Origin of the sequence: Mucilaginibacter sabulilitoris, from assembly GCF_034262375.1 — a bacterium.
In the GTDB taxonomy this organism is placed as follows: domain Bacteria; phylum Bacteroidota; class Bacteroidia; order Sphingobacteriales; family Sphingobacteriaceae; genus Mucilaginibacter; species Mucilaginibacter sabulilitoris.
The window spans coordinates 6,876,024-6,902,807 of the sequence record NZ_CP139558.1 but is presented as its reverse complement, the minus strand read 5'-3'; the positions used below and the strand labels follow the sequence as shown (position 1 = coordinate 6,902,807).

The 26,784-nt window shown below is 42.5% G+C and carries 18 protein-coding genes; 11 read left to right on the top strand and 7 right to left on the bottom strand.

The features are described from left to right. Nucleotides 1-53 precede the first annotated feature (53 nt). The gene (locus SNE25_RS29150) at nucleotides 54-2,879 is read left to right on the top strand and encodes a DNA gyrase/topoisomerase IV subunit A (RefSeq protein ID WP_321562527.1); all 2,826 of its coding nucleotides are present in this window, start codon (nucleotides 54-56) and stop codon (nucleotides 2,877-2,879) included. A 9-nt stretch (nucleotides 2,880-2,888) separates the two neighbouring features. Here SNE25_RS29150 and SNE25_RS29145 read toward each other — a convergent pair whose 3' ends face one another. The 3 genes from SNE25_RS29145 to SNE25_RS29135 all read right to left on the bottom strand — a co-directional run bounded on the left by SNE25_RS29145 (nucleotide 2,889) and on the right by SNE25_RS29135 (nucleotide 5,025). Next, nucleotides 2,889-3,653 (bottom strand): class I SAM-dependent methyltransferase, encoded by a 765-nt coding sequence (locus SNE25_RS29145; protein ID WP_321562526.1) that lies wholly within the window; start codon nucleotides 3,651-3,653, stop codon nucleotides 2,889-2,891. A gap of 63 nt (nucleotides 3,654-3,716) precedes the next feature. Further along, the gene (locus SNE25_RS29140; protein ID WP_321562525.1) at nucleotides 3,717-4,061 is read right to left on the bottom strand and encodes a hypothetical protein; all 345 of its coding nucleotides are present in this window, start codon (nucleotides 4,059-4,061) and stop codon (nucleotides 3,717-3,719) included. Between the two features lie 97 nt (nucleotides 4,062-4,158). Further along, nucleotides 4,159-5,025, bottom strand: coding sequence for an aldose 1-epimerase family protein (locus SNE25_RS29135; RefSeq protein WP_321562524.1), 867 nt, complete (start codon nucleotides 5,023-5,025; stop codon nucleotides 4,159-4,161). Between the two features lie 269 nt (nucleotides 5,026-5,294). On the opposite strand from SNE25_RS29135, the gene SNE25_RS29130 reads away from it, so the two are divergent. Next, nucleotides 5,295-5,885, top strand: a complete 591-nt coding sequence (locus SNE25_RS29130; RefSeq protein WP_321562523.1) for an HD domain-containing protein — start codon at nucleotides 5,295-5,297, stop codon at nucleotides 5,883-5,885. A gap of 116 nt (nucleotides 5,886-6,001) precedes the next feature. Here the strand turns inward: SNE25_RS29130 and galB are convergent, their stop codons facing one another. After that, nucleotides 6,002-8,440 carry a beta-galactosidase GalB gene (gene galB, locus SNE25_RS29125; protein ID WP_321562522.1) on the bottom strand — a complete coding sequence of 813 codons (2,439 nt, stop codon included), beginning with the start codon at nucleotides 8,438-8,440 and terminating at the stop codon, nucleotides 6,002-6,004. 141 nt (nucleotides 8,441-8,581) lie between these two features. Continuing rightward, the gene (locus SNE25_RS29120) at nucleotides 8,582-8,974 is read right to left on the bottom strand and encodes a DoxX family membrane protein (protein ID WP_321562521.1); all 393 of its coding nucleotides are present in this window, start codon (nucleotides 8,972-8,974) and stop codon (nucleotides 8,582-8,584) included. A gap of 113 nt (nucleotides 8,975-9,087) precedes the next feature. On the opposite strand from SNE25_RS29120, the gene msrA reads away from it, so the two are divergent. The 6 genes from msrA to SNE25_RS29090 all read left to right on the top strand — a co-directional run bounded on the left by msrA (nucleotide 9,088) and on the right by SNE25_RS29090 (nucleotide 17,487). After that, nucleotides 9,088-9,633: a peptide-methionine (S)-S-oxide reductase MsrA gene (gene msrA / locus SNE25_RS29115; protein WP_321562520.1), complete on the top strand. Its 546-nt coding sequence runs from the start codon at nucleotides 9,088-9,090 to the stop codon at nucleotides 9,631-9,633. Nucleotides 9,634-9,752: 119 nt separating this feature from the next. After that, the gene (locus SNE25_RS29110) at nucleotides 9,753-10,595 is read left to right on the top strand and encodes a 5'-nucleotidase, lipoprotein e(P4) family (RefSeq protein ID WP_321562519.1); all 843 of its coding nucleotides are present in this window, start codon (nucleotides 9,753-9,755) and stop codon (nucleotides 10,593-10,595) included. Between the two features lie 215 nt (nucleotides 10,596-10,810). Beyond that, the gene (locus SNE25_RS29105; RefSeq protein WP_321562518.1) at nucleotides 10,811-12,124 is read left to right on the top strand and encodes a DASH family cryptochrome; all 1,314 of its coding nucleotides are present in this window, start codon (nucleotides 10,811-10,813) and stop codon (nucleotides 12,122-12,124) included. A 183-nt stretch (nucleotides 12,125-12,307) separates the two neighbouring features. Then, nucleotides 12,308-15,127: a 2-oxoglutarate dehydrogenase E1 component gene (locus SNE25_RS29100; protein ID WP_321562517.1), complete on the top strand. Its 2,820-nt coding sequence runs from the start codon at nucleotides 12,308-12,310 to the stop codon at nucleotides 15,125-15,127. A 115-nt stretch (nucleotides 15,128-15,242) separates the two neighbouring features. Beyond that, the gene (odhB, locus tag SNE25_RS29095; RefSeq protein WP_321562516.1) at nucleotides 15,243-16,838 is read left to right on the top strand and encodes a 2-oxoglutarate dehydrogenase complex dihydrolipoyllysine-residue succinyltransferase; all 1,596 of its coding nucleotides are present in this window, start codon (nucleotides 15,243-15,245) and stop codon (nucleotides 16,836-16,838) included. Between the two features lie 454 nt (nucleotides 16,839-17,292). Beyond that, entirely contained in the window at nucleotides 17,293-17,487 is a 195-nt protein-coding gene (locus SNE25_RS29090; RefSeq protein ID WP_321562515.1) for a hypothetical protein, read from the top strand. A gap of 144 nt (nucleotides 17,488-17,631) precedes the next feature. On the opposite strand, the gene gldB is transcribed toward SNE25_RS29090, so the two are convergent. Beyond that, nucleotides 17,632-18,669 carry a gliding motility lipoprotein GldB gene (gene gldB, locus SNE25_RS29085; RefSeq protein ID WP_321562514.1) on the bottom strand — a complete coding sequence of 346 codons (1,038 nt, stop codon included), beginning with the start codon at nucleotides 18,667-18,669 and terminating at the stop codon, nucleotides 17,632-17,634. Nucleotides 18,670-18,726: 57 nt separating this feature from the next. On the opposite strand from gldB, the gene SNE25_RS29080 reads away from it, so the two are divergent. Together SNE25_RS29080 and SNE25_RS29075 are read left to right on the top strand one after the other, a co-directional pair. Next, nucleotides 18,727-20,376 carry an NAD+ synthase gene (locus SNE25_RS29080; protein WP_321562513.1) on the top strand — a complete coding sequence of 550 codons (1,650 nt, stop codon included), beginning with the start codon at nucleotides 18,727-18,729 and terminating at the stop codon, nucleotides 20,374-20,376. Nucleotides 20,377-20,480: 104 nt separating this feature from the next. Beyond that, a complete protein-coding gene (locus SNE25_RS29075) occupies nucleotides 20,481-24,224 on the top strand; it encodes a S8 family serine peptidase (protein ID WP_321562512.1) in 3,744 nt (1,247 codons plus the stop codon). Between the two features lie 97 nt (nucleotides 24,225-24,321). Here SNE25_RS29075 and SNE25_RS29070 read toward each other — a convergent pair whose 3' ends face one another. Beyond that, complete coding sequence (locus SNE25_RS29070) at nucleotides 24,322-24,816, bottom strand: hypothetical protein (protein ID WP_321562511.1); 495 nt, start codon at nucleotides 24,814-24,816, stop codon at nucleotides 24,322-24,324. Between the two features lie 246 nt (nucleotides 24,817-25,062). Between SNE25_RS29070 and ggt the strand changes: the two genes are divergently transcribed. After that, the gene (ggt, locus tag SNE25_RS29065; RefSeq protein WP_321562510.1) at nucleotides 25,063-26,778 is read left to right on the top strand and encodes a gamma-glutamyltransferase; all 1,716 of its coding nucleotides are present in this window, start codon (nucleotides 25,063-25,065) and stop codon (nucleotides 26,776-26,778) included. Nucleotides 26,779-26,784: the final 6 nt, after the last annotated feature.

The window sequence follows — 26,784 nt, the reverse complement described above, 5'->3', positions numbered from 1 at the left end:
CGCATTATTTTTTATCTTTACCCATCCAAAAGTCTTTTAGTTTTTAGCATATAATGAGTGAAGATCTGAATCAAAACGATATACCCGCCAATAATGAAGAAAAATTACATAATGTTACCTCACTCGACGGGTTATATGAAAACTGGTTTCTTGATTATGCCTCTTACGTAATTCTTGACCGTGCCGTACCGCATATAAATGACGGTTTAAAACCGGTGCAACGCCGTATCCTGCACTCGCTGAAGGAGATGGATGATGGGCGTTTTAACAAAGCGGCCAACGTTATAGGTAATACCATGAAGTATCACCCGCATGGTGATGCATCCATTGGTGATGCCATGGTACAAATAGGGCAAAAAAACCTGCTGATTGACTGCCAGGGAAACTGGGGCGACCCGGTAACCGGCGACTCGGCCGCGGCTCCGCGTTACATTGAGGCGCGCCTGTCGAAATTTGCATTGGATGTTGTTTTTAATGCCGATACCACCGTTTGGCAGGCCAGTTATGATGGCCGTAACAAAGAGCCTATTACGCTTCCGGTAAAGTTCCCTTTGTTGCTGGCACAGGGAGCCGAAGGTATAGCGGTGGGTTTGGCTACTAAAATATTGCCGCATAACTTTATTGAGCTGATTGACGCATCTATAGCTGTACTAAAAGGTGAACGGCCCAATTTACTACCCGATTTCCCTACAGGTGGTATGGCCGATGCCTCATTATACAACGAGGGGCAACGGGGAGGAAAGGTGAGGGTACGCGCTAAAATTGTGGAGCGTGACAAAAAAATACTTGCTATTACCGAAATCCCGTTCACTACTACTACCGGCAGTTTAATTGATAGTGTGATATCGGCCAATGATAAGGGCAAGATCAAGATTAAAAAAATTGAGGATAATACCGCTCAGAATGTCGAGATCATTATTCACCTGGCACCCGGCATATCGCCCGATGTAACTATCGACGCGCTGTACGCCTTTACAGACTGTGAGGTGTCTATTTCGCCCAATACCTGCGTAATACAGGATGATAAGCCACGCTTCATGAGCGTGAACGACATGCTGAGTGAAAGTACCTTTTTTACAAAAGATCTGTTAAAACAGGAACTGGAGATCAAGCTAAAGGAACTGATGGAAAAGATCTTCTTCAGTTCGTTATTGAAAATATTTATACAGGAGGGGATGTACAAAAATCCCGACTATGAAGGCTCGGGTAATTTTGAAACCGTATTGGAAGTACTGAACCGTTTGTTCGAGCCTTTCTTTCCGCAGTTTTACCGGGAGATATTACCCGATGACTATAAAAAACTGATTGACAAGCCAATGAGCAGCATCACCCGCTTTGATGTTAAAAAAGCAGATGAGCTGATGAAAACGCTTGAAAACGAAATAAAACAAGTTAAACATCACCTTAAACACCTTACCGATTATACCATTGCCTGGTTTGAAAAACTGAAGGAAAAGTATGGTAAAGATCGTGGCCGTAAAACCGAGCTGCGCACTTTTGACAGGGTTGAAGCCTCGCAGGTTGCCCTGGCCAACGTAAAACTATATGTTAACCGGGAGGATGGTTTTATTGGAAGCGGCCTTAAGAAAGATGAACTGGTAGGCGATTGCTCTGATATCGACGAGATCATTGTTTTCCGCGCTGATGGACGCTGCATCATTACCAAGGTACAGGATAAAGTTTTTGTGGGTAAGGAAATTATACATGTGGCCGTATTTAAAAAGAATGATGAGCGTACGGTGTATAACATGATCTATAAAGACGGTACAAGCGGTATCAGTTATATTAAACGTTTCTCGGTAGTGGGGGTAACCCGCGATAAGGAATACGATTTAACCAAAGGTACAAAAGGTACCCGAGTACTTTATTTTAGCGCCAATCCAAATGGAGAGGCCGAGGTGGTGAACGTGCAGCTTAAACCACATTCCAAATTAAAGAAACTGCAGTTTGACGAAGATTTTGCCATGCTGGCCATTAAGGGCCGCGGCTCAATGGGTAACATCATTACCAAATACCCGGTTAAAAAGATCATTCTTAAAACCAAGGGTATATCAACACTGGCTGGTAGGAAAATTTGGTATGATGATATTTTAAAACGCCTGAATGCCGATAGCCGTGGTAAATATCTGGGCGAATTTGATGGCGATGATCGTATACTAAACGTATTGAGTAATGGTATTTACGAACTCACCAGTTTTGACCTAAATAATCATTTTGATGATAAAATGATCAGGATTGAGAAGTACGATCCTAAAAAGGTTTATTCGGTTATCCACCTCGATGGTAAATCGAAAAACTATATGGTGAAGCGCTTCTCATTTGAAAATGTAGCGCTGGGCAAACAGGTAAGCATTATTAGTGAAGAACCCGGTTCAAAATTGATACTGATAGCAAATGAAGCTCCGCAGGTAAGTGTGGTTCAACTGAAAGGTAAAGACCAAACCCCCGAAACCATAGAAATTAACCTGGCCGAACTGATAGATGTAAAAGGTATGAAGGCTATGGGTAACCGCCTGTCGCAGTTTCCGGTAAGATCTGTTGAATTGCTGGCAGACAGCGCTGAAGAACCTGTTGATGCTGAACCTGAAATAACAGAAGAAGATGAGGCAAGTATAGATGAACAGATCGATCAATCTGCCGATGAAGAAGAGGGGACGACAGAACCGGCAAAACCTGAACCAATAAAACAAAAGCAAGCTGAGCCGGTAACAAAACAAGTTGAACCAGAGGAAACTAAACCTGAGCCTGTAGAATCTTCTGCCGAGGAACTGGAAAAACCGGAAGAACCACCCAAAGAAACACACAAAAAGGTAGATTTTGAGATCACCAATCCCGATGATATCGAGATGGATGATAAAGGTCAGTTAGGACTGTTCTAACAATAAATATTAAACCCGGCCAAGGTAGATTTCTGTTTGATAATGGAAATTTACCTTGCCATTTTTATTATGTTTTTCAAAGAGTTCTTTCAAAGGTTTCAAAAAAGCTTTACCCGCGTCGGTATCTTTTGCAGGTACGTATGATGATGAATAAGCCCGGCCTATCAATCCGTCTTCATCAAAAACCTGTAGATTGGGGAACCTGATCACCTTATAATTACCATCCCTGAAAAAGCCTTTAAAATCAATGTCCCTAATGTTCTGGTGGTTTACTTTATTGTAGTCAATACTATCCAGTTTTAAAAGCGCATCGTATTCAGTAGCAAACTCATCCGCATTGGCAAGCCGGTTATTCCATATTAAGGCAACGTAACCATCTTTAACCAGTATCCGGTTAAATTCAGCACGCGTATTACTATTGCTAAACCAATGAAAAGCCTGCGCGCAAACTACAAGGTTAATACTACTGTCGGGCAATGTTGTGGCCTCGGCAGTTCCAATTACAGGTATAAAATTTTCATTGCCCCCCAATTGCTCTATGGCCGACTGGCGCATATCGCCATTGGGTTCAACGGCATAAACTTTATAGCCTTGTGTTAAAAGCAAGGCGGTAAAGATACCTGTACCTGCACCAATATCGGCTATAATACTATTCTGGTTTAAGCCACACTCTTGTTGCAGCGTACTTATTACTTCGGCAGGATAACCCGGGCGGTATTTAACATAATCGTTTACCCGGTTTGAGAATCGTTTGGTAGGTTCTGATGACATCATGCTAACTAACGAAAAAAGGCACTTATTAAGTGCCTTTTTGTTGAATTGTAAAGTATAATTTACTTACAGTATCAGGATCAGTACTAAAATAATAATGATAATGGCGCCTACAGAAAGGTAAACACCGCCACCACCTAAAGCGTTTGCTTCGTGTTTTAAGCCTTTGAGCTCGGTACGCAATTCCTTGCGTTCTTCCTTAGTAAGCTCAGATTTTTTCATGGCTTTTATTTCGTTCACCCTGGTTTTAATTTCTTCAACACGGGCTTGTTTCTGCTCGGTGGTCATGGTGGCTATTTGCTCTTTGGTTAGCGCAGTTAAAGCGCCATCGGTAACAGTTGACGCGTAACTGTTAAATGCACCAACTGAAAGCAGCATAGTAAGGGCGATTAAATAGATTTTCTTTTTCATAGTAATTATTTTATAAGTGTTATTGTTTAAATATGGTAAGTTAAAAAATTATTAAAATGTTTTATTGCTATGTAATTATATATTACAAAAACCCTGCCTAAACACTTACAAAGTATGGGGCCTCAAAAACATGGCCGGCATGCAGGGATTGTATAGCTTCTTTTTTATCAATATTTACCTGGTGTCCCTCGGTATCGGCGCATCCCAGCCAGGGTTCAATACATACAAAATCGGCCCCTGGTTTGGCCCATAAACCAAGGTAATTAAAATGAGGAAACTCTATTGATAATGACTGATCGTGCTTATTGCTTTTAATACTTACCATTCTTGAATTTAGTTGTTTAAAAACAAGCGCATCGGCATCAAACAATTGGCGTGTTAAATATAATTTATTGCCGGGTGTAAGTACCGGGTGTGTTTCGCCGGTAAAAAAACCTCCTGATGATAACATTTGCGCTTCTAAATGTTCGTCGGTTTCAAATTCCAGGTAATAATCTTCATACTTTTCGCCTTTGTTAAAAGGTACATTAAAAGCAGGGTGACCGCCAACAGAAAAGTAAATTGTTTTTTTATCCAAATTGATCACCTTGTAGGTTATTCGCAATGAATTATCAATAAGCGTGTACAAAACCTGGAAATCAAATTTATAAGGATAAACTTGCAATGTTTTTTCACAGTGCGGAAGTGAGAAACTTGCCGATACTTCATCAGCTTCGAGCAAAATAAATTCCGATTGTCTTGCAAAGCCATGTCTTCCCATTTCGTAGGCCTCGCCGTTAACCAAAAGCTGGTTATTAATTAAGCCGCCCACTACCGGGAACAGGTTAGGGGCATGCCAGGGCCAAACATTTGGGTCGGCCTGCCAAAGGTGTTCGGTATTGGTTTGCTTATTAAAAAATGAACTGAGCTGCGCACCTTTAAGGTCAATGGCTACTTTTAAATATTCGTTTTCTATTACGGTCATAGGTCAGCGGCAATTATTCAATAATTAATTATATGCATCCAAGTTACAGGATTTTTTCCTGAAATAAATACAACTTATGCCATTGCAGGGCAGTAATATTTAAGCAATCACTTTAGGTTATTGAGTATCTGAGTATTATTGTTAATACGGATAGATTGCTATATTAAGCCCGTGATAACATTATTTGTTTTTATCTTAATGGCTTAACAAAGTAAGCAACATCCTGTTTCTTTATTAATGGTATATTTGTAGTGCTTAACATACATAACATGAATTTTGAGCATCTGCAAAAACAAGTGGCCTTCATCCACGAAATAGACAAGGTAAAATACATCCAGCGTAAAACCCGCCTTTTTAATAGCGACCGAAATGAAAACGATGCCGAGCACAGCTGGCATTTAGCCATGATGGCCATTATTTTGGCCCAGCATGCCAACGAACCCATTGATACGCTGAAAGTTGTTAAAATGCTGCTGATACATGATGTGGTTGAAATAGATGCAGGAGATGTTTTTTTATACGATACGGCCATAAGCCACACCAATACAGAGGCGGAGCGCAAAGCGGCTGAAAGGATCTTCGGGCTGTTACCACCAGAGCAAGCCGAAGAGTTAATTGCCGTGTGGGAGGAGTTTGAGGCCGGCGAAACAGCCGAGGCTAAATTTGCCCGTGCTATGGACAGACTGGAACCCCTGCTGCAAAATGTATCAAACAACGGCGGCACCTGGCAGGAGCATAACGTGAAATATGATCAGGTGGTACAAAAGAAAAGCGTTATTGAGCATGGCTCAAAAACCTTATGGGATTTTGCCAAAACATTGATTGACGACAGCGTAGAAAAGGGGATACTAAAAAAGTAGGGACTGCTAAACTAAAGTCATGCCGAACTTGTTTCGGCACCTCACAAGCAAGTTTTAACCAGCCCTGTGAGATCCTGAAACAAGTTCAGGATGACGTCATCTGTTTTATAATCCCATTATTTACTTTTTATAACCATCGATGCGCTTTGCAACCCTTTTGACGTAGCTGTAAACTTGATGTTACCGGCCTTGTCTTTTGCCTGTACAATGGCAAGAGCCAAACCATGGAAAGCTTTGCGGTAATTTACCTTAAAAGAATCATGACTAACCGGATCGCCGTTATCAACGCTGGCTATAAATGCTTCACCGTTAATTTTAAAATTGACCAGGTTGTTGGCATCGGGTAATATGTTGCCATCTTTATCCATGATTTTTACGGTAATGAATGACAGGTCCTTACCATCTGCGTTGATCAGGTTACGATCGGCAACAAGCACAATTTTGGCAGCAGGTCCGGCGGTGTGTATTTCGCGTGTTAAAACAACCTTGCCATCCTTACGCGATATTGCTTTTAGTGTACCTGGTTCAAATTTTACTCGCCACATGATATGCAAATCATCGCCGGTTTTCTTTTTGGTGCCTAATGATTTGTCATTCAGGAAAAGCTCCACTTCATCGGCATTATTATAATAGGCCCAAACATCAACTGTTTTTCCGGCTTGCCAGTTCCAGTGCGGAAAAATATGGAGCACCGGTTTATCGGTCCATTCGCTTTGATACATATAGTATACGTCCTTAGGAAAGCCCGCCAAATCAACAATGCCAAAATATGAACTGCGCGATGGCCAGCTGTAAGGGGTTGGTTCACCTAAATAATCAAAACCGGTCCAGACAAACATGCCCGACAGGAAATCGTATTTTTTCATCACTTTCCAGGTGGCCTCGTGGGTTGATCCCCATGGCGGGCGCACATTATCATACGCCGAAACATTGTTGCCCGGCCGGGTAAATGGCTTATCCCATCTTTCGGGCCATATCCTGATACTGTCCGATGGCATATCATAGTAACCGCGTGTTTCCAGACCCGAGGTGGTTTCAGTAGCGATGAATTTTTTGCCGGGATAGCGGTCGTGAAATTTGGCATAGTCAAATTCGTGATAATTATAACCAACGAGGTCAATAGCACCCGATTTGATGATCTTATTAGTACTATCGGGGCGATTATTGGCCGTAGTTATTGGTCTTGTATTATCAAGGTTGTGAACAATGGCGGCGAGTTCAGGAGCAATCCTTAATGTACTGGTATCGCCTTGTTGCGGTATCTCATTACCAATGCTCCATATCATCACGCTGGGGTGGTTGCGGTCGCGCAGGATCTGATCTTCCAGGTCGCGTTTGTGCCATTCTTTAAAAAACAGGTGATAATCATATTTAGCCTTTTTCCAGTCCCAGCAGTCAAACGCTTCATCCATTACAATAAAGCCCATTTTGTCACAAAGATCAAGCAGTTCTGGCGCGGGAGGATTATGCGAGGTGCGGATGCCGTTACAGCCCATCGCTTTTAATATCTGCAACTGGCGTTCTAAAGCACGGGTATTGATTGCGGCACCCAATGAGCCCAGATCGTGATGATTACATACGCCCAGGATTTTCATGGATTTACCATTTAAGGAGAACCCTTTATCAGCGTCGAAATTAAAATAGCGGATGCCCAGGGGAGTGGTATATTCGTCAATCACATTTCTGCCGTTGATAATCTGCGTAACCACTTTATATAAATAGGGTCTTTCTACCGACCATAACTGGGGCGATTTAAGGGTAAACTTGAAAGATGTTTCAAATAATGTATCCTGTAAATTGGTGTTTGTGGCGCTTGTACTTACGGCCGACACAACTTTACCGGCAGCATCATAAATTGATGCTTTTAAAACAAGCGGCTCATTTGAACCTGCTTTGTTTTTTACGCTGATTTTTAGATTAACTTTTGCCGATGTTTCGTCTATATCGCTGGTAGTCACATAAGTACCCCAATGATCGATGGCGATTTTATTGGTAGTAACCAGCCACACATTCCTGTAGATGCCCGAGCCGGAGTACCAGCGGGAGTTTGGCTGTACGGAGTTATCAACCTTAACCGCAATTACATTTTTACCGCCAAAGTTTAAGTAAGGTGTAAGCTCGTATCGGAAAGATATATAACCGTTTGGCCTGAAACCCAGGTGGTGCCCGTTTATCCACACATCACTTTTTTGGTAAACACCGTCAAAATCAATATAAACCAGTTTGTTTTTTGAATCGGCTGGAATGGTAAATGTTTTGCGGTACCAGCCAATACCGCCCGGCAGGGCGCCGCCTTCGGCCGTGGCCGGGTTGTCTTTACTGAATTTACCCTCAACGCTCCAGTCGTGCGGTAAGTTAAGTGTGCGCCAGCCTGCTTCATTCAGGGCAGGATTTTGAGCATTACCGGCGTCGCCTAAATTAAAACGCCAGCCTTTATCAAAATCGAGTTTTTGCCGGGCTTGCTGTGCAAAACCCTGTAAACTAAAAAACGTAGCTATAAAAATCAGGTACAATAATTTACCGGTTTTTGGTAAAGCGAGTTTGATAAGGGGCATAACTGGTAATTTAGGATTAAATGTGTATTTAACACTAAATTATAAATATTTATGTAATAGTGAAGTAGACTTTTTAATCCTGCTAAAGCAAAAACGCCCGCGAGCATGCTCGCGGGCGTTTTTTATTGAAATAAGGCTTGATTATAAAGTAGGAACTGCCGTAAATAAGCTTGAATAATATTTACGGTAAGCAAAACACAAAAACAGGTGTAATATAATAATAGTAGCTGCTATAGGTACTCCCGCAGGGGCCAGAATAGAATGAAACAGGAAAATATTGACCGAAACGGGGAACAATACGAGCAGGAAAAATGCAGTATACCGATTAAATAAAATGGCTAGCCCGCTTATCAATTCAATAATTTTCAAATACTGAAAAAAATAACCTGAACCATATAGCCCGCCGCTAAAAGCCTGTGCTTTTTCTGACATGACAGGTTTGGGCATGGGTATAAAATTAAAGAAGAAATTCAGGCTGAATACGATAAAGATAAGGCCCAGCAAAATGCGGGCAATTAATACAGCAATTTTCATGAATTTAAGGTTTAAATGGACGTGAGATACTAATTTAGTAATTTAATTGACATATTCAAAAATGACATTAATCCCTTTAAACCAAATCGGTATTATTTTCGTTAATAATTACCATGAACATCCAAAAAATAACATTTGGCAACGGTTGCTTTTGGTGCACCGAAGCTGTATTTCAGTCACTTAAAGGTGTAACATCAGTTACATCGGGTTTTATGGGTGGCAAAATTACCAATCCTACTTATGAGCAGGTTTGTACGGGTATTACAGGTCATGCCGAAGTAATACATCTGGAGTATGATGCTGATGTAATTTCTTTTGATGAGTTGCTACTGGTTTTCTTTAAAACACATAACCCTACTACCTTAAACCGTCAGGGTAACGACGTTGGAACACAATACCGCTCCGCTATATTTTATTATAACGATGAACAAAAACGGGCGTCAGAAGCCATGATCAAAAAGCTCACCGATGAAAAAATTTATCACGATCCTATAGTTACCCAAGTTACTCCGGCTTGCGAGTTTTACGCTGCAGAAGCATATCACCAAAACTATTTTATTGATAATCCTAATAAGTCGTACTGCGCATTTGTTATCCAGCCAAAACTGAATAAATTTGCCAAGGAGTTTAAAGACAAAATTAAACCCGAACTGCTGTAAGGTCTGAAGACATCCCGAATTTATTTCGGAATCTCAAAAAGGCACCGGCGTATTGTACACCCGGTATGTGGGGTGCTGAAGCAGGTTCAGCATGGCATCTACCGGGCTATTCTAAAAAAATGAAAATAAACTATAATTATCTCTTACCGGCCCTTTTAATTCTTGGCGCCTGCTCATCAGCAAAAAAAATATCAACAACAACAACTACCACCACCACAGCATCGGCTGCAGGTTCTAACACCGATATCAGCAATGATGGTAAGGTTTGGGCTTCGTTATGGCAGCAAAGGGCTGCCGAATACAAGGCTTTATGTTTTCAGGCCTATAATATAGCAAGGCAGCGCGTTGACCAAGGTGTAAAACAGGTAAGCAACAAACCACTCGCCATTATTACCGACATTGATGAAACGGTGCTTGATAATAGTCCGTACGACGCTAAACGCGCCCTGCAAAATTTAGATTATGACGATAAAAGCTGGAAGCAGTGGACAGATAAAGGTATTGCCGATACTGTACCCGGTGCTCCCGCGTTTTTAAAATACGCCGCATCAAAAGGGGTTACCATTTTTTATATTACCAACCGTAACGAGAACGAACGCGCTGCAACATTGTATAATTTGCAGCGGTATGGTTTACCTAATACTAACGATGAGCACCTGCTGCTAAAACAAAGCAGTTCAAGTAAGGAAGAGCGCAGGCTGGAAGTGCTAAAAACACATAACGTGCTGTTACTCTGCGGTGACAACCTGCCCGATTTTGATATGTTATATGATAATCATCCATCTGAGGAAAGCCGCACAGCAGCAACACAAAAACTGCAAAAAGACTTTGGAAATAAATATATTGTAATACCTAATCCGTCGTACGGTGATTTTGAAGGCGCATTGTCTCAGTTTAATTACAAGCTTAGTGCGGCGCAGAAAGACTCGATTATCCGGGCCAAAATAAAAACCGATAAATAAGGATATATTGTATTTTTATTAATATACCTTATATTTATCTGTTGAAACAGGGCTTTTAACTGATAGGAATCCCATTAGTTAAAGGCCGTTAAAACTGTCTGAAAAACAGTAAAAATGTTGAGACGATGTCAAAAATTGCATTAAAGTGTGTTTAGGACACAAATAAATTGCAAATTTGTGCTCTGCATTAAGTTGAGTTAACACCCTGTTTAACTATGAGCGAAAAGACAATATTGGTTTGGTTTAGAAATGACTTGCGGATACACGATAACGAAATTTTGTTAGAGGCTGTTCGTAAAGCTGATAGAGTATTACCAGTATATTGTTTTGATCCTTATTATTTTCAACGTACCGGGTCGGGCACTCCGAAAACCGGGAGTTTCAGGGCCCGTTTCCTGTTAGAGGCAGTAGCAGATTTGCGTAAGAATCTGCAAGGCTATGGTGCCGAACTAATCATCAGGACCGGGCACCCTGCCGAGATATTGCTACAGCTTGCCGAAGAGTACCAGGTGAATGAGGTATATCATCACCGGGAAGTGGCTTACGAAGAAACGGGCATATCTGAAGAGGTGGAGGCGGCCTTGTGGAAATTGAAGCTTAACCTGAAACACTTTATCGGTCATACAATGTATCATAAAGAAGATCTTCCCTTTCCGATCAAGGATATTCCTGATAGCTTCGCGGTATTTAAAAAGAAAGTAGAGCGCGACAGTAATGTTCGCCCCTGTGTACCTACTCCCGAAAGTATTATAACCCCTGAAATTACTGATGCCGGCGAATTACCTACCCTGAAGCAATTGGGTTTAGATGAACCGGTTGATGACGAGCGTGCCACTAATCATTTTCAAGGTGGCGAAACCGCTGCCTTAGTGCAGCTGCATAAATATTTTTCGCAAAGCGAGCAGGTTGTTAAACCTAAAAACCAGCGTAACGGCAACTCTGGTAATTCTTCAAAGTTATCGCCATGGCTGGCAGTGGGTTGTATATCGCCACGTCAGGTTTATTGGGAAATAGTTAAACATCATCAGGATAACTCCGCGCAAAGTGCCGGTATGCTAAAACTGGAATTGCTTTGGCGTGATTATTTCAGGTTCATGTTTAAAAAACACGGACAAAAGTTTATCAAGGCTAAAACCGCCGAGGAAGAAACGCAGGCATTGGCCACCAATGAACTCGAATTTAATAAGTGGGCCAATGGCGAAACAGGTGTTCCGTTTATTGATGCCTGTATGCATGAACTTAACGCTACGGGCTACATATGCAGCCAGTGCAGACAAATAGTAGCCACTTACCTGGTACATGACCTTCATGCCGACTGGACCCGTGGGGCTGCTTATTTTGAAGAAAAGCTGATAGATTATTCACCGGCCAGCAACTGGGGCAACTGGGCATTTATTGCCGGCGTTAACGATGCTAAAGAAAGTAAATATACTATTGCAGCCATGCAACCTAAAGATATGGCAAGCGATTTTGTGACCACCTGGCAGCACTCTCCGCATGATGAAGCCGGCGATCTGATGCATGCATAGATTACCCCTTTTTATTTATTCCTGTTAAACTATTTGGAGTTTTATGGCTCTATAAATTGTGCTATTATACTATTTTACCAGTTATTGGCAGAATATTAGCCTGATGCAAATTTCTTTACAATTAATTATGAAGTATATAAGCCTATATGCTTACTTTTGTACCGTTTTAAAGATCAGTTTCTCATGGATCGTCTCAATTATATAAATAGCGGCAACGCGGACTACATTAATACCTTATACGACAGTTACAAAGAAAATCCCGAATCAGTGGATTTTGGCTGGCAGAAATTTTTTGAAGGCTTTGATTTTGGCAGGGATAACCAGGCGGTAGCCGGTAGCGTCGCGCCAAATGCGGGCGACAAAACGCCCGACCACTTTTTAAAAGAAATCAACGTGCTCAACATGATTGATGGGTACCGGTCACGTGGTCACCTGTTTGCCAAAACAAACCCGGTACGTGAGCGCCGTCATTATTATCCCGGTAAAGAGCTGGAAACATTTGGCTTAAGCGAAGCCGATATGGATACCGTATTTAACGCAGGTGTTGAAGTTGGTTTAGGGGCCGCCACCTTACGCGATATACGTCAGCTGCTGGAAGATACCTATTGCCGTGCCATTGGCGCCGAGTATAAATACATCCGCAACCCTATCAAGATCAAGTGGTTTGAGGAGCGTATGGAAAGCCAGCGCAACACAGCGTCGTTCACCATTGACGAAAAAAAGCTGATGCTGAACAAGCTCAACGAGGCAGTAACCTTTGAAAACTTTTTAGGTACCAAGTTCCTGGGCCAGAAACGTTTCTCATTGGAAGGTGCCGAGGCGTTGATCCCATCTCTTGACTCGGTAATTAAAAAAGGCGCCGATTTGGGTATTGAGGAATTTATTATAGGCATGGCCCATCGCGGCCGGTTAAACGTGCTTACCAACATTATGGAGAAAACCTACAAAGAGGTGTTCTCTGAGTTTGAGGGTAAAAACTTTGATTCCGAATCACCATTTGGCGGCGACGTTAAATATCATCTGGGCTTTTCAACCGATGTGGAAACATCAAACGGAAAAAAAGTTCACCTGAGCCTTTGTCCTAATCCATCGCACCTGGAAGCTGTTGACCCGGTAGTAGAAGGGATCACCCGCTCAAAGATCGATTTTAAATACAACGGCGATCATTCTAAGATAGCGCCGATATTAATTCATGGTGATGCTTCTGTTGCAGGCCAGGGAATTGTTTACGAAGTTTTACAAATGGAAAAACTGGATGGCTACCGTACAGGTGGTACCATTCACCTGGTTATTAATAACCAGATAGGTTTTACCACCAATTATAAAGACGCCCGTTCAAGTACCTATTGTACCGATGTAGCTAAAACTGTGCTTTCGCCTGTGTTTCACGTAAATGGCGATGATGTGGAAGCTTTAGCCTATGTAGCTAACCTGGCAATGGAATACCGCCAGGTGTTTAACGAGGACGTGTTTATTGATATTTTATGTTACCGCCGTTATGGTCATAACGAAGCCGATGAACCAAAATTCACCCAGCCGTTATTATATAAAGCTATTGAAGCGCACCCAAATCCGCTAAAAATTTATAACCAGAAACTGGTAGATGAAGGCAGCATTGACGCGGGCTTACTTAAATCAATAGAAAAAACCTTCCGCGATGAGTTGCAGCAAAAGCTTGATGAATCTAAATCTGAAGACAGGTTTACTGAAACTATAGCCATGTTTGAGGGTGCCTGGAGTGGATTGCACTTGGCAAGTCATAAAGAATTGGTTTCGGTGGTTGATACCTCGGTACCAAAAGAAGAGATTGTCGAAATTGGCAACAAACTAACCACTTTGCCGCCGAACATGGAGTTTTTCAAAAAAATTGAAAAACTTTTTGAAGATCGTAAGATCATGGTTAACGAAACCCAGGTTTTTGACTGGGCCATGGCCGAATTGCTTGCCTATGGTACATTGTTAAAAGATGGTTACCCGGTAAGGTTAAGCGGTGAAGACGTTAAACGTGGTACTTTCTCCCATCGTCACGCGGTATTAACCCTTGCCGAATCTGAAGATGAATATACACCGCTGGCTACTATTGATACCGAGGCTAAATTGAGTATATACAACTCTTTATTATCTGAATATGGGGTTTTAGGTTTTGAATACGGTTATGCGCTTGCTAATCCTAACGCTTTAACTATATGGGAAGCCCAGTTTGGCGATTTCTTTAACGGAGCCCAAATCATTGTTGACCAGTATATTGCCAGTGCCGAAACTAAATGGCAGCGTGGTAACGGATTGGTGATGCTATTGCCGCATGGTTACGAAGGGCAAGGTCCGGAGCATTCATCGGCCCGTGTGGAGCGTTTTCTGGAACTTTGTGCTGATGACAATATCCAGGTAGCCAATTGTACCACCCCGGCCAACTTTTTCCATATTTTACGCAGGCAAATGCACCGCGATTTCCGTAAGCCGCTGATTATTTTTACACCCAAAAGTTTGCTGCGCAGTCCTAAATGTGTATCTGGGATTGAAGAGTTTACCAATGGTAAATTCCACGAGCTGATTGACGATACCTATGCCGATGTTAAAAAAGTAAAACGCGTACTGCTTTGTACCGGTAAAGTATATTATGACCTGCTGGAAAAACAGCAAGCCGATAAACGCAAAGATGTGGCCATTGTTCGTGTTGAACAATTATACCCTACACCTGTTACACAAATACTGAAGATTAAAGCTAAATACGATAAAGCTACTGAGTTTATCTGGGTACAGGAAGAACCTGAGAATATGGGCGCATGGCCTTATATATGCCGCAAGTTCCACAATGATAAAATTGTGCGCCTGAACGTGATCTCCAGGATTGAGGGCAGCAGTACAGCTACAGGCTTTGCCAAACAGCATGCCGCTCAACAAGCTTACATTGTTTCAAAAGCATTTGAAGCACCTGCAGGTAAAACTGTAAAAGAAGTAATAAAAAAGACAACAAAAAAAATGGCTGATGCCGGAGCAGATTAAGTTCTGTTGCCAGTGACGGGTTTCGGGGTGCGGGCGTTAAATCAGTAACTGTTTTACACGAACCTCGCAACAGGCAACCCGCAACTATAAAATATTAAATCTACAAAACTAAAATATGAGTTTAGCGATCAAAGTTCCGCCGGTAGGCGAATCGATAACAGAAGTAACCCTATCAGGCTGGAAAAAGAAGGATGGCGATCACGTGGAAATGGATGAGGTTATTGCCGAATTAGAATCGGACAAAGCTACTTTTGAGCTTACCGCAGAAAAGGCCGGTACTTTACAAATTCTTGCCAAAGAAGGTGATACTTTAGCTATTGGCGCTGTTGTTGCCAATATTGAAGAAGGCGCAGGAGCAGCGGCCCCTGCGAAAGAAAGCGCCCCGGCCGCTCAGCCACAGCCTGACGTTGTTGCCAATGCTCCGGCTCCGGCGCCTGTTGCTGCCTCGGCCCCCGCACCTGCTGCAGGTGACGGATCAATAGAAATTAAAGTACCGCCGGTAGGCGAATCAATAACAGAAGTTACTTTATCAAGCTGGATTAAAAAGGATGGCGATACCGTTGAAATGGATGAAGCCATTGCCGAACTGGAATCAGACAAAGCAACTTTTGAACTTACTGCCGAAAAAGCCGGTGTTTTGAAAACTTTAGCTAAAGAAGGCGATGTGTTGCCAATTGGCGCGGTTGTTTGTACCATTGAAGGTGCCGGCGCTGCTGTACAAGCTACTCCGGTAACGCCAGCTGTTGTCAGCGCTACAGATGAATCGCCACGTGGCGGGGCTGCAACTACTACAGATGGTGCTGTAACATATGCATCAGGTACTCCATCACCGGCTGCCGCAAAAATACTGGCAGAAAAAGGTGTTGATCCAAAATCAGTAAATGGTACCGGTGTTGACGGTCGCATTACTAAAGGCGATGCACTCGGCGCGCAAGCACCGGCAGCTAAGCCTGCAGCTACTGCACAAGCGGCTACAGCAACTCCTGTTGCTGCACCTGCTATCGTCGGTGAAAGAAGCGAGAAACGTGAGAAAATGACTTCGCTGCGTAAAACAGTTGCCAAACGTTTGGTATCTGTTAAAAATGAAACGGCCATGCTAACTACCTTTAACGAGGTTGACATGCAACCCATCATGGAACTGCGCGGCAAGTACAAAGATAAATTTAAAGAAAAACATGGCGTAGGTTTAGGCTTCATGTCGTTCTTTACCAAAGCAGTTACCGAAGCGTTGAAAGACTGGCCAGCCGTTGGCGCCCGTATTGAAGGCGAAGAAGTGGTATACAGTAACTTTGCTGATATTTCAATCGCTGTATCAGCACCTAAAGGTTTAGTAGTGCCGGTAATCCGCAATGCGGATAGCATGAGCCTTGCCGAAATTGAAAAGGAAATTGTTGTTTTAGCAGGTAAAGCCCGCGAAAACAAATTAACCATTCCTGAAATGACCGGCGGTACCTTCACTATCACCAATGGTGGTGTGTTTGGTTCTATGATGTCAACCCCAATCATCAATTCGCCGCAATCGGCCATATTGGGTATGCACAATATTATTGAACGCCCTGTTGCCATAAACGGACAAGTAGTAATTCGCCCAATGATGTACCTGGCATTATCTTATGACCACCGTATCATTGATGGCCGCGAATCGGTAAGCTTCCTGGTACGTGTAAAACAATTACTGGAAGATCCCGCAAGATTATTGTTAGGAGTTTAATCCTGATATTATAATATTTAAAAGCCCGGTTATGCAAGTAACCAGGCTTTTTTTTGATTAAATGTTTTTTTATTTTTTTCTCTAACACCTAAATTTTAGGACGAAAGCAAGCAGCGCTGTCTCCCAACCAAGGAATTTTATAAAATCTGCTATATCATTTTGCTAAAAATGCAATTGTCTGATTATCAATTGTTCATTTATGTTCACGGTTGTTCACGCGGTTATGAACGTGAACACGTTAGCTTTTTCACCTCCATTTCAACGTCCTGAATTCCAGCTTCCGAGCACTTATAGTCTTGATAGAATATTCATTTTGGCAGGTATAGGTACCTGGCTGCTGATCCGTTTTTATAAGAGGAACAACCCGGCACTGCCTGTTGTGATAAAATCATAAAAATATGATAGCATTTTCGGTAAACATTTCTATTTTTGCCAAACATTAAATAACAGTACCATGGAGTCAATGCAAAATGCTAATTCAGAGAAACATTATAAAATATTGGTTGTAGCTATCGCCATAGGCATAACAGGTGTTTTCATCCGTTTTGCGGGTGATGAAAATTCAACCTATTTTTCATGGATCGCTAATATCTTATTGGTTTTGGGTGTGGCTATTGGCTTAAGAAGTGTTTTCAGGATCATCAGCTAATTATAATATTTCAAGATATACCAAAGCGTTCCGGTAATCCCCGAGCGCTTTTTTTATGTCCTTTGCCCCTAAAGGGGAGTTGAATTAAAAGTGAGAAAATCCAAAATCCAAATTAAAGCTCCCCTTTAGGGAGCAGGGGGGCTTCTACTTAGGCCTGTACCTTGAAAGGTTCAGGATTTTTTGAGCATCCTTTTCGGCCATGAGCTGGGGCAGGGTAACTTCGGGATGTTTATCCATATACTGGCGCACAATTTGCCATCCTGTCCATATAGCCAGTTTAGGAGCCGATTCATTTTTTTCACCCAGGCCCGGGGTAAATGGGGCCTCGGTAAGGAATTTCTGAATTTTAGGATAGTCGGTTTCGTACAGCAGGTTTTCTTCCAGGAAATACCCCCATATTTTAGCCTCAAAATCATTGCACCATTTTAGCTGTTCGGGGGTATAACCTATTTTGGTGGTATCGGCAACATCAGGTAATATGCGGTCCATAAAATACATGATCTTGCCGTTATAAACCATCTTGGCCAGTAATGAGCGGTCATTATCATCTTCGGGGAACATATCCTCACGGGCAATGCCTTCAACCACGCGAGGCGTAATATTTTCCGGTGTAAAATGGCGCGACAAATAATGCGGGAAGGTATTGGTAAGGGCAGGGTAAAACCTGGAGTTGGCACCCAGGAAAAGATCGAGCCCAACGGCAAAATATCCGTCGCCAATAGAGGTTTGTGCCTGGAAGCCCGAAAAATAAGCATATACCTTAGGCAGTTTTTTCTGAGGGTAGTAATATTTAATGTATTTAAAGGCCTCAGTAAGGCTGGCGTTCTGCGCGTCCATGTTGGGATAGGCCGCATCTATGTCATGTTTCAGGTCGGTATAAGCCTTGCCCTTAAAAACCTCTCGCAGGGTTTTGAAATAGGCCGTATCATTAACAGTACCAGCTTGTAATATGTGGTTTATAAAATCACCGTAAAAAATTCCATATTGTTGTTGCAGGTAAGCAGCCTGTATGCCCATAGATTTGCTGCGCATGGCATCAAAGTCGCGGTCAAAACGTTCAATTTTTACCTCGACATTAATATTGCTTACATCAACTTTTTTGTTGCGTCCGCATGACGCTAATATCAGGGCGATAGAAAAAATTAAGTAAATTTGCTTTGCTCTATTCGGGGTAGCTGTCATCTTTATCCTTTGAGCAAAAATAATTTTTATTTGCATTAATACGTTACTATACCATTCATGAAAATCGCATTAGCCCAGCTCAACTATCATATAGGTAACTTCGAATCGAATACTGCAAAAATTATTGATCATATATATAAAGCAAAGCAAAATGGCGCCGACCTGGTAGTGTTTGCCGAGTTATGTGTTAGCGGTTACCCCGCACGCGATTTCCTGGAATTTGATGAGTTTATTGGCCTTTGCGATGAAGCTGCAAAAAAAATAGCTACTGAATGTATTGACATAGCCTGCATTATTGGTCTGCCTACCTTTAATCATAAAGATGAAGGTAAGGACCTGAGCAACTCGGCTTATTTTATTGAAGATGGTAAGGTAAAGGCCGTAGTAAACAAAGCGCTGCTGCCAAATTATGATGTATTTGATGAGTACCGTTATTTTGAGCCTTCAACCGAGTTTAGCTGTATTGAGTTTAAAGGGAAAAAAATTGCGCTTACCATTTGCGAGGATCTGTGGAACACTATTGAAAATCCGCTGTATGTAACCCGGCCTATGGATAGCCTGATCCATCAGCAGCCTGATATAATGATCAATATAGCGGCATCGCCTTTTGCTTACAATCATGATGAAACGCGGATTGCTATTTTAAGCGATAATGCCAGTCGGTATAAATTGCCTTTGCTATATGTAAACCAGGTTGGTGCTCAAACCGAACTGATATTTGATGGTGGATCGCTGGTGTTTGATAATACCGGCAAACTGATAGATGAACTGCCCTATTTTGAAGAGAATATGGCTTACTACACGTTTAATGCTGATGCAAGCATTAGTTTTGAGCATCCCTCAACACTTAAAGCCGAGCGCCCAGCTGATATTGAGCAAATACATCAGGCTATTTTGTTAGGTATCCGCGATTACTTTTATAAATCAGGTTTCAAGCAGGCTATACTGGGTTTATCAGGCGGTATCGATTCGGCGGTAGTGTGTGCTTTGGCTGCTGAGACTTTGGGCCCACAGAATGTAATGGCAGTATTGCTGCCTTCCCGTTTCTCGAGTGACCACTCTCTCAAGGATGCCGAAGACCTGGTGAAAAATCTGGGCTGCAAAAGCGAAACCATCGCCATTAAAAATATTACCGAGGCAATTGAAAAAGCGCTGCACCCACAGTTTAACAACCTGCCGTTTAACATAGCCGAAGAGAACATCCAATCGCGCAGCAGGGCAATATTGCTGATGGCCATGTGTAATAAGTTTGGCTATATATTGTTGAATACCAGCAATAAAAGCGAAGCAGCCGTAGGTTATGGTACTTTATACGGTGATATGTGTGGCGGCATATCTGTAATAGGAGATGTATATAAAACGCAGGTTTTTGAACTCGCCCGTTACATTAACCGCGACAAGGAGATCATCCCAATTAATTCCATTATTAAACCTCCATCGGCTGAGTTAAGACCCGATCAAAAGGATACCGACTCATTACCGGAGTATGATATTTTGGATAAGATACTGGCCGAATATATTGAAAACCGCTGCTCATCAGCTGAGATCATAAAAATGGGTTATGATGAACAAACCGTTCGCAGGGTGATCAGGCTTATAAACCTGGCCGAGCATAAGCGTTACCAAACCCCGCCAATCCTCCGGGTTTCGCCCAAGGCTTTTGGTATGGGCCGCAGAATGCCTATAGTGGGCAAGTACCTTTCATAGTTTACATTCCTGAACATAATTTGCACAGTTTACTACACAGGCTTAATAAATAATGGAATATTTATAGATTTAGGTATCTATAAAAATGCCTATATTTCAGGGCCATGAATAAACTTTACACAGCAATTTCTGTTTGCCTTTTATTGCTGTGTACAGCAGCCCAAACCTTTGCACAGCAGCCCCTCGTTAGTGAAGATAAGCGGGCCGCTTTAGTTAGTTTTTCCAATCAATCAAGAAATTTATACCAAGCCAGCCGTAAAAAGGCACTGGCCCTGGCTGCAAACCGCGGGTGGCGGGTGCAACGCCGTTCAAAAAACGGTAACCTGATATCTTTGCAGGGAGTAAATAACCTTGGCTTTCCGGTATATCTCATCACCCATAATAATGCTATATCTGCAGCTACTACCAATACCAACGCAGTACAGCCCGGCGGGTCACTTGGCCTTAGCCTATCGGGTTCCAGCACTTTTTTAAATAACAAATTAGCGATATGGGATGGCGGCGCGGTATACGCGGGGCACCAGGAGTTTGTCGGCAAAAATATAATCAATGAGGATGCAGCTTCTATACTTGACCACAGCACACATGTAGCAGGCACCATGATAGCAAAAGGTGTGTATGCGCCCGCGAAGGGTATGGCTTTTAATGCGGCCACCCTGCAATCATATGATTTTGATAACGATATAGGCGAAATGAGCGAGGCTGCTTCGGGTTTGTTATTGTCTAATCATTCTTACGGCGATGAGGCTGGATGGAATTTTAATGATGCCGATAATCGCTGGGAGTGGTTTGGCTTGCCCGGTGATTCGGTTGATTACACCTTTGGTTTTTATGATACACGTGCGCAGGCATGGGATAAGATAGCCTATAACGCGCCCTATTACCTTATTGTTGAATCCGCGGGTAATAGTCGCTCCGTTAATGGGCCGGCGTTGGGTGAAACTTACTATGGTTATAAAAGTCGAACGGATCAAACAATTGTTAATAAAGGCGCCCGTAAGGCTGGTATCAGTGATAACGGCGGATACGACATCATCAGTACAACGGGTAATGCTAAAAACATACTTACGGTTGGGGCGATAAATCCCTTACCTTTTGGCCCAAGGAACAGACAGGATGTAAGCAGCGCGTTTTTTAGCGGTTGGGGGCCTACTGACGATGGGCGTATTAAGCCTGATATTGTTGGTAACGGGGTGAATGTACTATCTGTAGGGGTTGATAACCCTACAGCATACCTTACCCTTTCGGGTACCTCAATGGCTGCACCTAACATAACTGGGTCGCTATACTTATTGCAAGAATATTACGCTCAAAAAAACGGGGGCAATTTTATGCTTGCCGCCACCTTAAAAGGCCTGGTATGCCAAACCGCGTTTGATGCGGGTAATGTTGGTCCGGATTATGTTTATGGATGGGGCGTGCTGAATACCAAAAACGCGGCACAAGCCATAACTGATAATGGTACAAAAAGCCTCATCAACGAAAAAAATTTACAGCAAGGTCAGCAACAAACCTTTAATGTAGTGGCATCGGGCAATAATGTGCTGGCGGCAACTATATCATGGACCGATCCTGAAGCTACAGCTACCACCGATGGTGTTATAAACAGCCGTACCCCAAAATTGATCAACGATCTCGACATCAGGATCAGTGACGGCACAACCACATATACACCCTGGGTGTTAAATCCAAATAGCCCGGCATCGCCTGCAACTAAGGGCGACAACTTCAGGGATAATATAGAACAGGTTTATATCCCCAATACCGTTCCCGGCAAAGCTTATACTATCACAGTGTCGCATAAGGGAACGTTAAAATCGGGCTCACAACCTTACTCGCTTATTGTTACGGGCGCCGGAGGAACTGCCTACTGCGCATCGGCGCCATTATCCAATGCCGATTCGCGCATCAATAATCTGAAACTGTCAAATATCAACAATACACCAACAGCAGGTTGTAAAAGTTATTCAGATTATACCAATTTAACCATTCAGCTGGAGCAGGCTAAAACCTATCCGCTCACTATTACATTGGGCACGTGCGGGGGTAATTTTAATAAAGCCGCTAAAGTGTTTATTGACTGGAACGGTAACGGTATTTTTGATAATGACGAGTTAGCGGCAACAACCAGCATTGTTAATGGTACCGGAACATGTACTCACAATATAAAGGTACCAGGTTCGGTAATCCCCGGAAACTATAGCTTAATGCGGGTGGTATTAACAGAAACAAGTGACACGGCAAGTATAAAAGCCTGCGGCAGCTATAGTAAAGGCGAAACGCAGGACTATGGCGTGCAGTTTTTACAAACCAGTATTGATGCGGGGGTAGTAGCTATTGTTAATCCCGGTTCAAGCGGTTCATGCTCTGCAACAACGCCGGTTACCATCAGGCTTAAGAATTTTGGCAGTGCTCCGATAACTAACATACCGGTTACGGTTACCATCACCGCTCCTGATAATACAAAAACTACTTATTCTGAAACTTATACCAGCACGTTACAACCCCAGGCAGAAGCCAATTTCACTTTCGATCAAAAGTTTAACGCTGTGGCCGGTGCTACTTATACCATAACAGGCACCAGTAATTTAGCCAGCGATCCGGTTAGTACTAATAATACCATATCGGCTACCATAGTAATCAATACGCCTGCAGCTATTGGTACACTTAGTGCTTATTATTGTACCGATAGTAAACAATATCTGCTATCGGGCACCGGTGATGGTACATTGCTTTGGTATCAAAACATCAACGATGCCATCCCTGTTGCTGCGGGTTCGCCGGCTTTTACGTCAAAGGCACCTGTAAATAATACCTTTTATGCCGGTATTAATGATTTTGAAGGATCTGTTGGACCTGCCACAAAAAGTATTTTTACAGCAGGAGGCTATAATCAATTTACACCATCGGTAAATGTGAGTACAAAAATACCGGTAGTTATTAAAAGTGCGCGCTTATATATAGGTAATGCCGGTAAAATAACTTTTAATGTAAATAACGCTAACGGACAAACGGTATCGACTACCACCATTGATGCAAAGGCTACCCGGGCCAATCCCCAGGCTGGAGCACAAACGGATGATATTACTGACCCCGGCAAGGTGTACGACCTCAACCTGCAATTACCCGCAGCAGGTGATTATGCCATATCTGTAGAGTTTGAAGATAATGCCACTATTTTTCGCAGTAATGGCGGCGTTAAAGGATATCCCTTTAAAATTGGCGATGTGTTTAGTATAACAGGCAACAACGCAGTTTCTGATGATGCTGCAGATACTGCATATTACAAGAACTTTTATTATTATTTTTATGATATAAAAGTGCAGAGCTCAGGCTGTAAATCAGCCGGCAGGCAGGCAGTTACTTTAGCGAAACCTGTAATTACACAAACTGCAAACACTTTAAAATCAAACTTTGCTACGGGCAATCAGTGGTTATTGAATGGTAATGTTATAAAAGGGGCCATAGGGGCAACGTATGACCCTTTGCAAAGTGGAAACTACCAGGTTGCAGATACTTTGGCAAGCGGTTGTGTAGCCATATCTGACGTGTATACCTATGCCCGAACGGTAGAAAATGCAGGCAAGGACACAGAAATTGGATTGACCACGTTCCCGGTTCCGGCAAGCAGCCAGCTTAATGTTGTATTTAATGCTAAAACCGCGGGCGACTTAAAGCTATCGCTGGTAAATCCGTCAGGCCAAACTGTTTATTTAGATGAACAAAGTATACCTCAAGGCAATTTTAGTAAAGTGATAGATGTTACCAATCGGCTTCCGGGTGTATATGTACTGAAAGTATTACTGGGCCAAAAGGTGTATGCCCACAAAATAATTATCAACAGATAATTTTATTAAACGCTCTTAAATAAGTAAGTCTCCCATATGAGGAGACTTTTTATTTTAAAACTCATTTCGCCATGCGGCGAAAATCGGGAAGGCTTTACTAAAAAGTGTATTTTAAGCCTAAACCCGGCGCAATATCAAAAAACGGTCCCCTTGCCAGTTCAACCCTGGGGTTAAGGTCAAGACTTACGGCTATTGGTGAGTTGGGTATCAAATATTCAAGGCCCAACGTGGCATCGGCTCCTAATAAAATATGTTTGCCGTTATAATATTCGTCATCGCCGCCAATACGTTTGTAATACCCGCTGCCAACCGACCCTATGTGACCGCCGAAGCCGTAATAAAAATTCAGGTTATCAACGTTAAAGGCCTGTTGATGTATTTCATATAAACCAGTAATTACCACACCATGATCGCGGATACCGATAATGCCTTCGAGCGCGGTACCTTTATCCATAAAATATTTAATAGCTGGGCCTATTTCATAAGCGCCGAATTTTAGTCCTACAGCTGTTTGATAATCCTGTGCCTGAGAGCGTTTACCTATTAATAAGAACGAAATTGAGAAAAATAAAATGTACGCTAATTTTTTCATGTAGAGATTTTGAGTAAGGGGTTTAATCATATATACCTATATATAAATTTACACACCGGTAACGGTGTCTTAACTTATATGTTTCCTGCAAATAAACGGCAGATTTGAAATTTTATGGCATTTTAATCGAAAAACTCTATCCTGAAATTTTTATCAGCTTGATTTTCAGCCTTAAATAATGAATGGCAATATTGAATTTATGTATTCAAATAGGCTAAATTAGTTCAGGAATATATTTCTAATTCGATGGGTAACCTTAACATAAAGAAAAGCAACTACTTAAAATTTCTTTTAATACTATTCTTTTTTATTCCCGTTAGCTGTGTTCAAAAACGGCTGGGTGTAAATAGCAACACACAATTTCGCAACGGGATGGTGGTATGTGCCTATCCTGATGCCGCTCAGGTAGGGCTTGAAATACTAAAACAAGGAGGCAATGCCGTAGACGCGGCGGTAGCTGTACAATTTGCCCTTGCTGTTACGCTGCCCGAGGCCGGAAACATAGGTGGTGGTGGCTTTATGGTCTACCGCTCAAAAACTGGCGAAAACAATACGCTCGACTTCAGGGAAATGAGCCCCGCTGCGGCCAGCGTTGATATGTATCTTGATTCGACAGGTCATGTTATACCTGATATGAGCCTGTATACTCATAAGGCATCGGGCGTGCCGGGGTCTGTTGATGGCATGGTACAGGCGCATGAAAAATATGGCAAACTAAAATGGGCCGACCTACTACAGCCCGCTATTGATTTGGCAGGTAAAGGCTTTAAAATAACCAAACATCTTGCTTCCGATTTAAACCGTACCGCTGCACAGTTTAAAAAGTTAAATGCCGGAAAAAGCTATTTGATAAAAGAAGGGGAATGGCAGGAGGGTGATATTTTAATACAGCAGGATTTGGCCAAAACACTGGAGCAGATACGTGATAAGGGCCGGGCCGGGTTTTATGAAGGCATTGTGGCCGACCAGTTAGTTGCCGAAATGAAGAGCGGTGACGGGCTTATTTCAAAAACCGATCTGCAAAACTATCACTCCGTTTGGCGTAAAGCTATCATTGGGAATTACAAAGACTACAAGATCATCACCATGCCACCACCTTCGAGCGGAGGAATAGCCTTGGTGCAGCTGCTTAAATCTGTTGAAAAATATCCGTTAAAAAGATGGGGCTATAATCAAGACTCGACAGTGAGGTTAATGGTAGAGGCCGAACGCCGGGTATATGCAGATCGTTCCAAATACCTGGGCGATCCCGATTTTTTCAAAGTACCGGTTGATAGTTTATTAAACCCTGTTTACATCACCGCGCGTATGAATAATTTTAGCTGGGACGCTGCCACACAAAGCACCAGCATTCAACCTGGTAGTTTTGTTGGTTATGAGAGCGACCAAACCACACATTATTCTATTGTTGATAGCGAGGGCAACGCAGTTTCCATAACCACTACGCTCAACGATACTTTTGGTTCCCGGATTTTTGTACAGGGCGCAGGTTTTTTACTCAATAACGAGATGGATGATTTTAGCTCGAAACCTGGTGTGCCCAATATGTATGGCCTTGTGGGAGGTAAAGCAAATAGTATACAGCCCGGTAAACGCATGTTATCGTGTATGACGCCCACCATTGTTGAAAAGGATGGCAAACTATTCATGGTAGTGGGTACACCCGGAGGATCGACCATTATAACATCGGTTTTTCAAACGATTGTTAATGTTATAGAATTTAACCAAAGCATGCAGCAGGCTGTCGCTTCCAAGCGATTTCACCACCAATGGCTACCCGATGATGTGGAAACTGAAACCGGTGCATTGGATAGTGTAACTGTTACCAGGCTGCAAAGCAAGGGCTATAAAATAACAAACAAAGGTGGTATAGGCCGCGTAGATGCCATCTTGAAAACACCACAAGGGTATTATGAAGGGGGCGCTGACCCAAGAGGAGATGATACGAAGCTGGGTTTTTGAGTTTTG

Bases quoted from the DNA above. Each gene is read 5' to 3' on its own strand.
- SNE25_RS29150 (WP_321562527.1), top strand. From the start codon at position 54: ATGAGTGAAGATCTGAATCAAAACGATATACCCGCCAATAATGAAGAA.
- SNE25_RS29145 (WP_321562526.1), bottom strand. From the start codon at position 3,653: ATGATGTCATCAGAACCTACCAAACGATTCTCAAACCGGGTAAACGAT.
- SNE25_RS29140 (WP_321562525.1), bottom strand. From the start codon at position 4,061: ATGAAAAAGAAAATCTATTTAATCGCCCTTACTATGCTGCTTTCAGTT.
- SNE25_RS29135 (WP_321562524.1), bottom strand. From the start codon at position 5,025: ATGACCGTAATAGAAAACGAATATTTAAAAGTAGCCATTGACCTTAAA.
- SNE25_RS29130 (WP_321562523.1), top strand. From the start codon at position 5,295: ATGAATTTTGAGCATCTGCAAAAACAAGTGGCCTTCATCCACGAAATA.
- galB (WP_321562522.1), bottom strand. From the start codon at position 8,440: ATGCCCCTTATCAAACTCGCTTTACCAAAAACCGGTAAATTATTGTAC.
- SNE25_RS29120 (WP_321562521.1), bottom strand. From the start codon at position 8,974: ATGAAAATTGCTGTATTAATTGCCCGCATTTTGCTGGGCCTTATCTTT.
- msrA (WP_321562520.1), top strand. From the start codon at position 9,088: ATGAACATCCAAAAAATAACATTTGGCAACGGTTGCTTTTGGTGCACC.
- SNE25_RS29110 (WP_321562519.1), top strand. From the start codon at position 9,753: ATGAAAATAAACTATAATTATCTCTTACCGGCCCTTTTAATTCTTGGC.
- SNE25_RS29105 (WP_321562518.1), top strand. From the start codon at position 10,811: ATGAGCGAAAAGACAATATTGGTTTGGTTTAGAAATGACTTGCGGATA.
- SNE25_RS29100 (WP_321562517.1), top strand. From the start codon at position 12,308: ATGGATCGTCTCAATTATATAAATAGCGGCAACGCGGACTACATTAAT.
- odhB (WP_321562516.1), top strand. From the start codon at position 15,243: ATGAGTTTAGCGATCAAAGTTCCGCCGGTAGGCGAATCGATAACAGAA.
- SNE25_RS29090 (WP_321562515.1), top strand. From the start codon at position 17,293: ATGGAGTCAATGCAAAATGCTAATTCAGAGAAACATTATAAAATATTG.
- gldB (WP_321562514.1), bottom strand. From the start codon at position 18,669: ATGACAGCTACCCCGAATAGAGCAAAGCAAATTTACTTAATTTTTTCT.
- SNE25_RS29080 (WP_321562513.1), top strand. From the start codon at position 18,727: ATGAAAATCGCATTAGCCCAGCTCAACTATCATATAGGTAACTTCGAA.
- SNE25_RS29075 (WP_321562512.1), top strand. From the start codon at position 20,481: ATGAATAAACTTTACACAGCAATTTCTGTTTGCCTTTTATTGCTGTGT.
- SNE25_RS29070 (WP_321562511.1), bottom strand. From the start codon at position 24,816: ATGAAAAAATTAGCGTACATTTTATTTTTCTCAATTTCGTTCTTATTA.
- ggt (WP_321562510.1), top strand. From the start codon at position 25,063: ATGGGTAACCTTAACATAAAGAAAAGCAACTACTTAAAATTTCTTTTA.